At 41.7% G+C, this 13,162-nt stretch carries 15 protein-coding genes; 5 read left to right on the top strand and 10 right to left on the bottom strand.

Features of this window, described 5'->3' with window-relative positions; genetic code table 11:
- Nucleotides 1-38: 38 nt before the first annotated feature.
- Nucleotides 39-1,364, bottom strand: a complete 1,326-nt coding sequence (locus tag NSQ91_RS14750; RefSeq protein ID WP_076305049.1) for an FtsW/RodA/SpoVE family cell cycle protein — start codon at nt 1,362-1,364, stop codon at nt 39-41.
- Nucleotides 1,361-1,693: a PadR family transcriptional regulator gene (locus NSQ91_RS14745; RefSeq protein ID WP_036678319.1), complete on the bottom strand. Its 333-nt coding sequence runs from the start codon at nt 1,691-1,693 to the stop codon at nt 1,361-1,363. The genes NSQ91_RS14750 and NSQ91_RS14745 overlap by 4 nt, the downstream gene beginning before the upstream one ends.
- Before the next feature lie 81 nt (nt 1,694-1,774).
- On the opposite strand from NSQ91_RS14745, the gene NSQ91_RS14740 reads away from it, so the two are divergent.
- The 4 genes from NSQ91_RS14740 to NSQ91_RS14725 all read left to right on the top strand — a co-directional run bounded on the left by NSQ91_RS14740 (nt 1,775) and on the right by NSQ91_RS14725 (nt 4,429).
- On the top strand, nt 1,775-2,101 hold the full coding sequence (locus tag NSQ91_RS14740; protein WP_143763924.1) for a hypothetical protein: 327 nt from the start codon (nt 1,775-1,777) through the stop codon (nt 2,099-2,101).
- A 154-nt stretch (nt 2,102-2,255) separates the two neighbouring features.
- Nucleotides 2,256-2,750 (top strand): hypothetical protein, encoded by a 495-nt coding sequence (locus NSQ91_RS14735; protein ID WP_076305048.1) that lies wholly within the window; start codon nt 2,256-2,258, stop codon nt 2,748-2,750.
- A 267-nt stretch (nt 2,751-3,017) separates the two neighbouring features.
- Entirely contained in the window at nt 3,018-3,551 is a 534-nt protein-coding gene (locus NSQ91_RS14730) for a PadR family transcriptional regulator (protein WP_081388325.1), read from the top strand.
- A gap of 59 nt (nt 3,552-3,610) precedes the next feature.
- Entirely contained in the window at nt 3,611-4,429 is an 819-nt protein-coding gene (locus NSQ91_RS14725; protein ID WP_076186022.1) for an SDR family oxidoreductase, read from the top strand.
- Between the two features lie 195 nt (nt 4,430-4,624).
- On the opposite strand, the gene NSQ91_RS14720 is transcribed toward NSQ91_RS14725, so the two are convergent.
- Nucleotides 4,625-6,079 (bottom strand): DHA2 family efflux MFS transporter permease subunit, encoded by a 1,455-nt coding sequence (locus NSQ91_RS14720; protein ID WP_076305078.1) that lies wholly within the window; start codon nt 6,077-6,079, stop codon nt 4,625-4,627.
- A gap of 50 nt (nt 6,080-6,129) precedes the next feature.
- Nucleotides 6,130-6,699, bottom strand: a complete 570-nt coding sequence (locus NSQ91_RS14715; protein WP_076279005.1) for a TetR/AcrR family transcriptional regulator — start codon at nt 6,697-6,699, stop codon at nt 6,130-6,132.
- A 1,136-nt stretch (nt 6,700-7,835) separates the two neighbouring features.
- On the opposite strand from NSQ91_RS14715, the gene NSQ91_RS14710 reads away from it, so the two are divergent.
- Nucleotides 7,836-8,270: a DUF4395 domain-containing protein gene (locus NSQ91_RS14710; protein ID WP_076126204.1), complete on the top strand. Its 435-nt coding sequence runs from the start codon at nt 7,836-7,838 to the stop codon at nt 8,268-8,270.
- 11 nt (nt 8,271-8,281) lie between these two features.
- Here the strand turns inward: NSQ91_RS14710 and NSQ91_RS14705 are convergent, their stop codons facing one another.
- The 6 genes from NSQ91_RS14705 to pdxR all read right to left on the bottom strand — a co-directional run bounded on the left by NSQ91_RS14705 (nt 8,282) and on the right by pdxR (nt 13,146).
- A complete protein-coding gene (locus NSQ91_RS14705; RefSeq protein ID WP_076305476.1) occupies nt 8,282-8,815 on the bottom strand; it encodes a hypothetical protein in 534 nt (177 codons plus the stop codon).
- 64 nt (nt 8,816-8,879) lie between these two features.
- Complete coding sequence (locus NSQ91_RS14700) at nt 8,880-9,320, bottom strand: NUDIX hydrolase (protein ID WP_280752839.1); 441 nt, start codon at nt 9,318-9,320, stop codon at nt 8,880-8,882.
- Nucleotides 9,321-9,346: 26 nt separating this feature from the next.
- Nucleotides 9,347-10,222: a serine/threonine protein kinase gene (locus tag NSQ91_RS14695; RefSeq protein ID WP_445670803.1), complete on the bottom strand. Its 876-nt coding sequence runs from the start codon at nt 10,220-10,222 to the stop codon at nt 9,347-9,349.
- 49 nt (nt 10,223-10,271) lie between these two features.
- Nucleotides 10,272-10,538 carry a PQ-loop domain-containing transporter gene (locus NSQ91_RS14690; RefSeq protein ID WP_076275723.1) on the bottom strand — a complete coding sequence of 89 codons (267 nt, stop codon included), beginning with the start codon at nt 10,536-10,538 and terminating at the stop codon, nt 10,272-10,274.
- Between the two features lie 82 nt (nt 10,539-10,620).
- Nucleotides 10,621-11,610, bottom strand: coding sequence for an ROK family protein (locus NSQ91_RS14685; protein ID WP_340918528.1), 990 nt, complete (start codon nt 11,608-11,610; stop codon nt 10,621-10,623).
- A gap of 36 nt (nt 11,611-11,646) precedes the next feature.
- Entirely contained in the window at nt 11,647-13,146 is a 1,500-nt protein-coding gene (gene pdxR, locus NSQ91_RS14680; protein ID WP_340918526.1) for a MocR-like pyridoxine biosynthesis transcription factor PdxR, read from the bottom strand.
- Nucleotides 13,147-13,162: the final 16 nt, after the last annotated feature.

Genomic DNA, 13,162 nt, shown 5'->3' with positions numbered 1-13,162 from the left:
TCATACTTAATAATTAGACATACGAGAGGATCCTGAATCTAACTCAGTACAGTATTATCCTGGACGGCTTCAATATCCTTCCTACGATAAATTCCCATCAAAAGTCCAATAGCCGCATATTCAAACCATACATGACTCCCATAGCTCAGGAAAGGGAACGGGATAGAAGTCAGCATCATTCCGCCGCTCAAAACAGCAAGACCATAGGTTAGTCTTATGGCTAGCAAAAATGCCAACCCCAACACTAAAGCTTGTCCATAGGGATCACGAATCGCTCGTATCGTAGATAGAAGCTTGATAAAGAACCAGGAGATAACTGCAAGCAAAAGCAGCGCCCCCGCCCAACCAAAACAATGAATAAGATAGACAGGCAACATATCTGAGTAGACATACGGCAGCTTTTGTTCTACTGCTCCGAATCCGTGCCCCCACCAACCCGCTGAACTAATAACTTCACGCATTACTTGATAGATATAGCCATAACCTTCTGGATCTAAAGATGGATTTATTGCACTAATAATTCTGGCCATCAGGTAGTCGCTATTGAAGATGAACATTAGTCCAACTATTACAAAGAACCCTAATAATACTACACTCTTTATCCAATCGCGAGTAATCCATACATATAATACTAGTGAAGAGATTAGATACACCACAAGCTCTGGAAGAGAGTTTAGAGAGATAAGAAGCCATGCAGGTGCTAACAGAAGGCTTATGTCGAACAACCCACTCCGCCAAGTTTTCTTTTTAGCCGATTCCTTACGATTCACTAAAATCCCTGCTAACGCGACTATCAAAACATAAGGACGATAGGATGTCATATCAGGTAAGATCAAAAAAATCCTAGGACCATAATTTACTCCATTTATTGTTATCCCCCAGAATATACTCGACAGAATTCCTGCTATTGATGTTCCGTATAATACCCACGAGAAACTTCTCAGCTTTCTGAAATCAATGAAATACAATCCAAACATCAATACAATTCCAATGAGTATATTTATCGCTTGGCGTCTAAACGCATTATCCAAAAAAGCACCTTTAACAATATCACTGTAGCCTACATCCACAGAACTCATTCCGATCAGACTGATCGCGGATAATAAAGCTACAACACCAAACAATTCCCAAGGTACATGTGGTTTATGTATTAGATGAAGTTCCTTTCCTAACGTTTGCGGGTTCCCCATTTGTGCGATCGCCCAAGCTATGGCTTCTTCCCGTGATACACCGTCTGATTCTTTTTCACAAATTAAATCTTCTAGATGACTAGCTAATTCTTGACGTATCTCTGGGTGAGTTTTTTTCGCTTTAATCTCTGCACACACTTCATCCAAAAATTGCTGCTGCCTCTCTTTCATCATACACCACCCTCTCCCAGAACGGAGTCAACTGCACCTTTAAACATAACCCATTCTGCTTTTTTCTCCTTGAGTTTCTCTTTACCTTCATCCAGAATTCTATAGTATTTACGCTTCCTTCCCTCTACCTCCATCCAGTAAGCCTCTACCCAGCGCTCACTTTCCATCGCATGCAGAATTGGATACAAGGTTCCTTCTTTTAATGAAAAAACACCCTGTGATCTCAGCTCCAGCTCTTTGATTAACTCATAACCATATAATGGCTTCTCCAGTAAAAGAGTCAGAATTAACGTACCCGTACTGCCCTTCAGCATCTCTTTACTTACTTTCAACAGCTAACACCTCCTAAATTCTAACTTTACAATTGGCTTGGGACCGGATTCGGCTCATTCTACGGGATTTATACCGTTGATTTGCTTCTGCGGTCCGGATACGGCTCATTCTACGGGATTTATACCGTTGATTTACTTCGTCGAGCCGAATTCGGTTCATTCTACGGGATATATACCGTTGATTTGCTTCCTCGGACCGGAATCGCCTCATTCTACGGGATTTATACCGTTGATTTGCATCGTCGAGCCGGATTCCGCTCATTCTACGGGATATATACCGTTGATCTGCTTCCTCGGACCGGATTCCGCTCATTCTACGGGATTTATACCGTTGATTTACTTCGTCGGACGGAATCGCCTCATTCTACGGGATTTATACCGTTGATTTGCTTTTTTTCCCATGACTAATATCTGTATATCATGAATATTAGTTATCCTTTTATACCTAGGACAACTATACATCGTAAATCTATGCATGTAAAGTTTCTATTAAGAATCCCTTATTCCCTCCTCATTCATGTATAATAATGGTAATACAAGTAGGATGTTGAGGAGATCAACGATGAGAAAAACAACAATAACAATCTTGAGTTTTACCGTTCTATTCATATTTGTTTTCGTTGGATATATGCTCCGTAACAATTCGATGAACTATTATGAGACGTGGAAGATAAATTGGGGCATATCGATCTCTAAACCTACAGAGTCAAAGGTGATATTTGAAAGTCCACCTAGTTTCCATGAGGATGGCGAAAGCTATTACGTATTAGATTATGACGAAAAGCAATTCAAAGAAATCAAAGACGCAGCATTTTGGCATCCCCTCAATGTTGATTTCATTGACCTCTTAAAAGAGAGGATATCAAGTTTCAAAGACTCTGTGATTGCCATTTATCCCAATGAAAAAGAAAAATACGAAAAATTATTTCAGGCGAACCCTATAGAACTCGAAGAAAGAGGATTGTATTATTATAAGAAAAAAGATGATGGTAGCTACTGTATCGTGATCCTTAACGTGGAGTTACAACGAGTATATATGATGGAATGGACACAATGAAAATTAATAAAGTGAGAATTAAACGACGATCGCTCCCCGGTATTCTGCCAGGGAGCGATCGTCGTTTTTTCGGGATGTCTCTTAATTATTATAATCCTCATATTTGTAGTCCTCATTCTACCGCCACTGCATTTATATTCTAGGGAAATGAATACATAAAAAAACAACTCCAAGTATCCGTCCAATATATATTGACTCAATATATAAAGATCTGATATATTGTGATAACGATATACAAATATTTAGAAACTTAAAGGAGGCCCTATTTTGAACAGTCAAGATGTTATTTTAGGCATGCTTATGAAAAAATCGTTGACTGGATACGAAATAAAGCAGTTATTGGAGGAAATATTCTCTAATTTCTATAGTTCTAGTTATGGAACGATTTACCCTACACTTGCTCGCATGGAAAAGGAGGGTCTGATTACTAAGGAAAACATACCTCAGGAAGGTAAGCCTAATAAAAATCTTTTAAACATCACGGATAAAGGAAGAGATAGTTTTAATGCCTATTTACTGGCCCCACTAGAGGCTGACAGTATTAAGAAATCTGATTTTATGATGAGGCTTTATTTTGGTGAATTTGTCGGGTATGAGAAGGTGATTATTTGGTTGAAGCAAGCTCAAGAGGAATCACAACATAAGTTAGATCAATTACTCGCTCAGTATTCGCTTTATAAAGATGAAATGCATCCAGCACAGATCATCTGCATTCAAATTGGCATAGAAGAATATAAGGCTAAACTAACAACCATTGCTGAGGGATTGTTAAACATGGAGAAGTTAGTACTTACGAAGTGAGTTTTAATACGAACCAGGTTAAGATGTACCGCTCATAAAACTTTTAGGAGGAATTGTAGATGAAAACAATTTTTATAACGGGTGCTTCGTCTGGTATCGGTAGAACTACAGCAAAACATTTTGCTGAAAGAGGATGGAATGTGGTAGCCACGATGCGTTCACCTGAACAAGAAAGTGAATTCACTACACTTGATAATGTGTTGGTGTTACGGCTCGATGTTGAGAAAGCAGACACGATTCAACCTGCGTTAGAGGAGGCGATCAAACGGTTCGGTAAAATTGACGTTCTTCTCAATAATGCTGGTTATGGAACAATGGGACTTATAGAAGTAGCTACAGATGAGCAGATCAGAAGACAGTTTGAAGTCAACGTTTTTGGTCTTATCAGTATGACTAAAGCCATGCTGCCACATTTTAGAGCTAACCAAGATGGTTTGCTGATCAATATCTCTTCTATGGGTGGGAAAGTAACCTTCCCTACAATGTCTCTGTATCATTCAACGAAATTTGCCGTAGAAGGTTTTTCTGAATCCGTATCTTATGAATTAGCATCACAAAACATCAAAGTAAAGTTAATTGAACCTGGTGCCATTCAGACAGACTTTGGTGGTAGATCGATGGAGTTCTTTTTTAATGAAGCATTAACGGAATATAAACCTTTTACTACTGCATTTTTGGGTAAATTGGGTGAGATGGAAAAACAACCTGCCTATGCTTCGCCTCCAGAACTTGTTGCGGAAACAATATATCAAGCCGCTACAGATGGGACAAGTCAATTCCGATATGTTGTTGGTGAAGATGCAAAAATGCTCATTCAAATGAAAGAAAATACGGCCGAAGAAGAATATCTGACTAATATATCCCAGCATTTTTCTTAAAAAAGAAAGCTTTAAGTGGAGTCGCTTTTCGGTATTCTACCGAGGAGTGGTCCTCTTTCTTATTGCGAACAAAAAAATCCCCTTCGATCAACAGTGTTAAGTCCATGAGATCATGAACTTTTTTTCACTGTCTATCCTAAGGGGATTTTACAAACTAACCTATTCGAACACCTTTTCTTGCGTCAAATTTATTTATTAATGCATCGGGGTATCCATTTTATGATTAACAACTACTCTTTTTATGAAGAAAGCAAGAATTAGTCCTACAATCGCCATACTCATTCCGAAAATAAAAGCATTTTGTACACCGTTCGTGAACGCAGGTAACATATTAGCTGGATCTGCTGGGTTCTCCACAGTTTTCATGTAGCTTTTTGAACCCGCGGTCATAATGCTGACTGCTAATGCAGTACCAATGGCACCAGCAACCTGCTGCAGTGTATTCATAATAGCTGTACCATCTGGATAAAGTTCTAGTGGCAACTGGTTAATACCATTCGTCTGTGCCGGCATAAATACCATCGAAATACCAATCATAAGCGTACTGTGAAGTACGATTACGAACACAACCGTAGAAGCTACAGTAATACTGGAGAAGAACCACAAGGCTACTGCTGCAATAATCAGACCTGGAATCACGAGCCATTTCGGACCGTATTTATCAAACATACGACCCATAATTGGGGACATCAATCCGTTTATAATTCCACCTGGAAGCAGCAACAAACCCGCTTTGAAAGCTGTATAACCTTGTCCTTGTTGAAGGTACATCGGAAGAATCAACATGGAGGACAGAATAACCATCATACAGATAAATACCATAGCTACACCAATAGCGAACATTGGATATTTAAAAGCACGCAGATTAATCATTGGCTCCTTCATCTTCATTTGACGAAGCCCAAACAATAACAGTGCTACTACACCTACGATGATTGCAATGATCACTTTCGGACTTCCCCAGCCCGCTTCTTCACCGGCGCTGCTGAAACCAAACACAATACCGCCAAACCCGAGTGAAGATAACACAATGGAGAGGATATCAATCTTCGGTTTCGTCACCTTTGTTACATTTTGCATGAACAGAATCCCGAATATCAATGCAATCACTAAGAATGGCAATGACAACCAGAAGATCCAGTGCCAGCTGAGGCTTTCAATAAGCAGTCCAGCAATGGTAGGCCCAATCGCCGGAGCAACCATAATAACCAGACCGATCATCCCCATTGCTGCCCCACGTTTTTCAGGAGCAATGATGATAAGGATTGTATTAAACATCAGTGGCAACAGAAGCGCTGTTCCCATAGCTTGAACCACTCTTGCTGTAAGTAAGAACTCAAAGTTAGGTGATACTGCCGCTAGGAATGTTCCTAGGATTGAAAAACATAAAGCCGCTATAAACAGCTGTCTCGTCGAAAACCATTGAAGCAGCATCCCCGAAATTGGTACTAATATACCCAGTGTAAGCAGATAAGCTGTTGTCAACCATTGTGCTGTTGCTGGGGTAATTTGTAGGACATTCATAAGATCGCTTAAGGCAACATTTAATGCCGTTTCACTGAACATTCCGATAAAACCTGCTAGTAATAAAGAGACAAGAATTGGAATAGTCTTAAACTTCTTGACCTCTTTTTGTTGATTCCCTTGCATAGTTGCTTCCACCCTTAATCCTCCTGATAATCTTATCTATTTGTCTGTATCTAACCAAGTATTACTGGGATAAACTTTGCCGCCGCGAGAAGCGGTTGTTCCTCCCGAAAAGTCAGCGTCTGGAGAAGCGCCCCTTCAAATAAAGAGATTACCACTGAAGCCTTATCGGCCGCGGGCTTGTTCTCTACGCCCTCATCCAAAAGACGTTTCTTGATCACATCCTGCAAGTCCATAAACACAGATTTACACGCAGTCCGCAGCTCCTCACTAATACAGGATGTCTCCGCCGCCAACCAAAAACTAAACGGAACAATCCCTTCGTATGAGGATTCCACAGCATCTTTAGCCATTCCTAGAATGAAATCCTCCATTGCCTCAGACGCACTCTTGCTGTTCTCCATATGATGTTTAAGCTTCTGAGCGACAACTTCACTAGTCCGGTTAATACATGTTAAAGCCAGTTCTTCTTTACCGTGAGGAAAGTAGTAATAAAGAGACCCCTTCGGTGAATCGCTGTCTTTAATAATCTGATTCAGTCCTGTTGCATGATATCCCTGAGAAAAAAACAATTTCGAAGCTGTGTCCAAAATCGCCTCACGCGTATTCGGCTTGTTCGACAAGCTGACACTTCCTTTGCATTATAACAATTGGTCTACATAATAAAACCATATTTCAAAGAGATATGTCAACACATAAATTACTTAAATTCAAAGTAATTTTGGTGGAAGATCGTGGGGGTTGGGGTTGGGTTGGGTTGGGTTGGGTTGGGTTGGGTTGGGTTGGGTTGGGTTGGGTTAGCTCCTTCCTCCCTATCGGACTCAGATGCAGCTATTTGCGCTAAAACATGTCTTTTCACAATTTTCCGGACCTCACCGTCGCTATTCCCCTCAAACCGGACTGCTTTCATCCCATTTTGTGCACATAGCTGCAATGGAGTCCGATAATTACTCAAAAGGTTGCTTTTCCAGCATATAAGGACTCTGGGGTCCGATAGTTCCTAACTTCGAACATCCTTCTACTTCACATTTACTTCTCATCGAGCTATTAGCTTCATTAGATCGCACACTTGCCTCACATTATTTCCGGGCTTGCATTTGTCCGTCTACTCCCTTGCTTCACACTTACTCTCACACTTTTGTTTTCCCTTTACTACACTTGCTCTCAAGCTATCATTTCTATCGGACTCAGATGCAACTATTTGCGCTAAAACATGCTTTTGGACACATTTCCGGACCTCACCGTCGCTATTCCACTCCAACCGAACTGTTTTCATCCCTTTTTGTGCTCATAGCTGCATTGGGGTCCGATAATTACTCAAAAGGTTACTTTTCCAGCATATAAGGACTCTGGGGTCCGATGGAGTGAATGAGATGAGGTGAACGAGAGAAGGCCCAATGTGCTGTGGAGAGGAGGTGAGGACGTAATGTGCTTGGGGTGGGATGCTATTAATGTCCATCTGTATTTTCTCAATAAATTACTACCTGCCTCCATCCAGCCCATCTGCTCCTTCTGCCCCCACTCGCCCCATTTGCTCCATCTGCCCCCTTCTAGCCCGTCTGCTTCATCCGCCCATCTGCTCCACCTACCTCCATCCGCCCGCCCCATCTTCCCCATCCGCTTCCAGCCATCTCCATACCTTCTCTCTCCCTCACTAAATTAACTCCCGACACCCCACGTCCGCTTGAAATTCTCTACTTCCCATTCCCACAATCCCAGCGTATACTATAATTATTCCAATGAGAAAGGTATGAATAAAATGCAAAACGTGCCCAAAGGAATTCCCCGGCCATTAGTAAAAACTAATCAGGCGTTTATCGTCATTTCTGTAATATTAACATGGCTAACAGGACAACACTGGATACTAGCGCTGCCCTTGTTTGCCGGATTGCTCGGTCTTTTGTTCGGTTATAATCCCATCATTAAGCTAGCTGCCAGGTTTCTGACAAAAGAGCGTTCCCACTATGTACTCGAAGACTGGTCACAACAACAGTTTAATCAAAGCATTGCTGTCTTCTGCCTCGCAGGGGGTCTGATCAGCTTCATCGTTGGCTGGACGATCGCAGCTTACATTTTCACAGCGCTCGTTGCGGTGGCCGCCACTGTGGCAATCCTAGGTTTTTGTATCGGATGTTTTATCCATTATCAATGGAGAATGTACAATTATAGACGTAAACAAAGCAGCACAAATTAAATTTGTTAATCTTAACCTCTCTCTTCTCCAACAACATCCCAGCGATGGTGAAATTGTAGTAACCGTGGATGCAGTGATGAAGGTGCAGATGGCAACAATAACCGAATCTTTACAATCCACTCTTCAAAAGAAGAATAAGACGCGAACTGATTCGCCACCTCAGGCGTTAAATACAGAAAAATCGGCGAAGGATAGATCTCCAAAAGATGCCGCAACGCTGAATCAAGCGGAGTATACTTCTTTCGCTTCCCTTCCAAACTCTCTACCGTGATAAAGCTACGCCCTTGCTCCCTTTTCCATTCATGCAGCCGGTCCTCTCGCTTATAATAAGCGCTCACCGGCTCTTTGCTCATCCGTCGCACCGTTTCCTCATGAAGTGGATATAACACCAGTTTGGTGAAACGCCGGTCTGTTGCAGTTTTTGCCGCCACTTCAAGCTCTTGATCTGTTATATGTTCAAAAGAGTCGTAAAACACTAAAGTCCCTTTACGTTGCTCAACTGGTGGCTCATAGCCATAGGGTACATGCTGAATGTCTCTTTTCAATGAAATCCCTCCTGCTTGTTCTATTTATTAATCATATCATGTGACAACAGCAGGGCTATCATTCTTATCCTACAGCTGAAGATGAATGGTTAATGAAATCCTGAACTTTTGATATCAAGGCTGGGTAAATCAAGGGATACGTCAGCTCTTTTGGTATCTCAGTAAATCCTCTGATTTCTGCCATCTCATAAGGAGGAAGTTCTGCGAACTGTTCCACATTTGCAAAATATAACTTACCATAATTTTCTGGAGCGTCGATACTAGTGACCCTATAAATAGCTATTGGAAAAAGTGAGAATTGTTCCGCACCCGTTTCTTCATATAATTCTCTGGCAGCAGCCTGCTCCGGGATTTCGCCAACCTCTATATGCCCTCCGGCAAACTCCCACGTCGAACGGTTCTGATGTCTCGCTAAGATCCATTCTTCACCATGTTTAACTATAATAACAACGTACTTCAGCTCAACTTCTTTTTCCTTATCCAAATCATAAAAGTTTACCTTCAATTATATCCCTCGCCTTCCCTCCAGCCTCAAACATTTTTTGCCGCATCCCAAGCCAATTTATATTCCGCTACATTCCGATACCGCTGCTCCCTCACCGCACCGACAGCCCGCAAAGCAACCTCGTAGAGGGCTTGGCTGGTTTCCCATTTTGCAAACGATCGATCGGATGCTCCTCCTAACAAAACAAATGCTGTGGCGCCCATATTAAATACATTCGTAACTTCATCAATCGGCGCATCCAAGCTAAACTCTTCCGGTGACTTAAATCTGGATGAACCCCAGAAGTTCTCTCCTAGATCATTTACAGTAGGCTTACGTCTATAATAATCAATATCACAAATTTTAGTTTCATCGTTTACAAAATCATATAGAATACTTCCATCATAAAAATCGACAGCCACATAACCCTGTAACTCCACATATTCATGAAACGAAAAGATTACATCTAATGAAGACAGACGTTTTTCAACGGATAATTGCTTATAACGAAAAAAAGGCGACTCCGGATGACTCAGCTTCGCTTCTCCCGCAAACAGCCAATGCGAATGTAAACATTCACCTGCAAACCAATCAAAGACTGCTACATACCCTGACTCAACCTCATAATGCGACAGTAGCGTGATCAGCGCATCATATCTAAGTTCGTTATATAACGGAATAGCTTCAATTAAACGGTTAACAGCATCCTGAGGATTCCCGGCATAAGTCAAAGGTTTTGCCCCAGCAAATTTCACAAAATACTTCTTCCCATCCTGCTCCACGCCAAAAGAAAGATTTCCGGAGTCTTGCTGATCGAACACTTTAAACACTTTTCCCAGCTTAGTTAACCAAGCAAAATCACAGGCTTCCTGTAATTGAAAAGTTACCGCATCGATTTCATATGTATAATTTTTTTCGCGCAAATTAACCTCCTGCATTCACTATCCAGTTTAAATTAATAAGCTTCATTCATTATCTTGTTCGATATTTAATCACTAGAATAATAACCAGCAATACAACACATAAAGACATCGTATTCGTAATCAAAAAAGCTAATCCAACCCCCGTAACCGCCAAACTGATCGCATAAGCTTCCATTAGACTAATCCCGAGCAGCATAAGTAAATACGATTTGAGATTTAAATCGGCTACGGATTTTGATTTGAGGATTTGAACAATCTGCGGAATCCATCCCAAAGAAAGAATCACTCCACCTATTAATTGCATGATTGCAAACATAAGAGCACCTCCACGGTTTTTTATACAGTTGTATTCCGGGCGGCTCGATCTGGTTCCATTTCATGTAAAAAAACAAATAACACTAAGCAAAGTTTAATTTCCCTGCATCTTGCAGCTTACTATACGCATAAGAGGCCGCACCTATAGTTCCTGCTCGACTCCCAAGCTCTGCTTGAACAATTTTACACTTACTGCTTGATAGCTTCAACGCATGCTGATGCACAGTCTCTCTTACAGGTTGGAGCAATTTATCTCCTGCCGCTGCCATTCCCCCACCTACAATAATAAGATCCGGGTTGAGGATATTCACAACATTCGCTAATCCAAATCCAAGTATAGTTCCAGTCTCCTGCATTACTTCCATAGAGAGCGCGTCTCCAAGTTCGTAAGCCTCAGATATCATTAACGCGGTAATTTGCTCATCTTGATCCTTAGTCCAAGTCTGAATTATACTTGTTCGTCCTTCTTTCAGCTTTTCTTTAAAAGTATTCACCATGCCAATCGCGGACACATATCGCCCCAAACAACCGGAGCTTCCACATTTGCAGGGACGCCCGTTCCTGTACATATTCATATGCCCAATTTCACCAGCGCTATAAGACGTACCGTAGATCACTTTTCCGTCGTTCACAATACCTGACCCTAATCCCGTTCCCAAGGTAATCAGAACCAGATTGTTATACCCTCTTCCTGCACCTTGTTGCCATTCACCATAAAGATTAACCCTAACATCGTTATCAATAAAAGTAGGAAAGTCATAGAATTTTTTCATCTCATCTACAACATGTACATGCTCCCAATCCGGAAAATTCGGTGAGAAAAAAGAAATTCCGGTTACCGGATCAAGTAATCCTGGCACTCCGATTCCCATTCCTTCTACCAAATCTAATGCAATATTCGCTTCATCCGTGATTAAACGTACAGCTTCTCTAATCCGTCCCAACACATGGGCTGGGCCCTTAGCAGCCTCTGTTGGTATAGATCTTTCTTTTACAGCTATAAAATCAGTATCGTAAATCCCTGCTTTAATATTGGTTCCGCCAAGATCAATCCCTATCATATACCGTTTCATAAAAACCTCCAGAATTAGATATTCTATCGCTTTCGATTAAGTTCTAGTACTAACTGCCGCTTCCGTTTCAGCTAACATCAAGCGGTTCACACCCATCTTAATCTGATTCTCGGTGAGATTAGAATAACCAAGTAGAAAGACAGGACCTTGAGGTTTACTGCCCACAAAATAAGAAGACGCAGGATAGACCCGAACTCCATATCGTAACGCCAATTCAGCTATGCGATGCTCTTCGGCATTGGATTCCAGTTCAATTAATAAATGAAGACCCGCCTCTTCCCCATAATAGCGTACACGACTGCCAAATTCAGCATCCAAACTTTTTACTAGACAAGCCCTGCGGGCAGCATAAAGTTTCCCCATCTGCGTAACATGCCTTGCATAATGTCCATTCTGAATAAATTCCGCCAACGCTTCCTGATCCAGAGCAGAAGACATACGATCTGTTATCCATTTGACCGCCAAAAAAGGTTGAATCAAAGTCGGAGGCAATACAACATAACCTATGCGCAGAGAAGGAAATAACACTTTACTAAAACTGCCTACATAAATTACTCTACCGTCAATATCTAGTCCAGCAAGTGATGATAGCTTCGGACCCTCGTACCTGTATTCACTATCATAATCATCTTCAATAATAAAAGCTTGATTGGCTTTGGCCCATTCCAGTAACTGCACTCTTCGTTTCATCGACAGGGTCACCCCGAAAGGAAACTGATGCGAGGGAGTGACATAAGCTAGTTTTGGTTTTTTATGAGGATCATCTTTGATGGTATCACAGCTTGCTTGGAGCTCATCTACACAGATACCCTCTAGGTCAACTCTGATGGGTGTAACCACCCCTCCAGCGAACGAAAAAATCTCCCGCACAACGTTATGTGATGGATCTTCAACAATAACATGATCACCTTTTGAAACAAAAATTCTCGATAATATATCCAATGCCTGCGTTGCCCCGGATGTAATCACAATTTGCTCCGGAACCACGGGCATCGAACGTGTGGACCGTAATAAACGTGCAATCTCTTGGCGTAGTCCCAAAGAGCCCTCGACCGGGCCGTAACCCAAAGTATCAGGAGATGCACGACGACAGGCATTCATTAATGCTTTTTGCCACTGATCCATTGGAAAAGCGTCCCATGCAGGTACACCGTGCCGAAAATTACATAATACTGTGTTCAAGTCGTTTTCTATAATAGAAGAAGGATTGAGTGTAAGGAAATCAGGACCTTTCGTTATAAAATTGTAAGGGTTCTCAGAATCCTGGGGGTCTTTCTCCTCCACCGGCAGCCCCGCTATATAGGTTCCTGCCCCTTTTCTCATCTCCAGATAACCCTCTGCTTGTAGTAGCTCGTAGGATTGAAGAATTACACTTCTGGATACTTCCAGTTGATTAGCCAAAGTCCTTGATGGAGGCAGTGAATCCCCCCCACTTAAAGCTCCTGAATGGATAGCATTACGAACCTGCTCATAAATTTGACGGCTTAATGGAATGGGTCTTTGTTTATCGAGAGTAATCAGCAATTCATGCTTCATAAGATTTCCTACCCTT

The sequence above is a fragment of the Paenibacillus sp. FSL R7-0048 genome (genome assembly GCF_038004505.1).
GTDB lineage: Bacteria > Bacillota > Bacilli > Paenibacillales > Paenibacillaceae > Paenibacillus_AQ > Paenibacillus_AQ odorifer.
The sequence above is the reverse complement of the archived record's forward strand: the minus strand, read 5'-3'. Positions and strand labels throughout refer to the sequence as shown.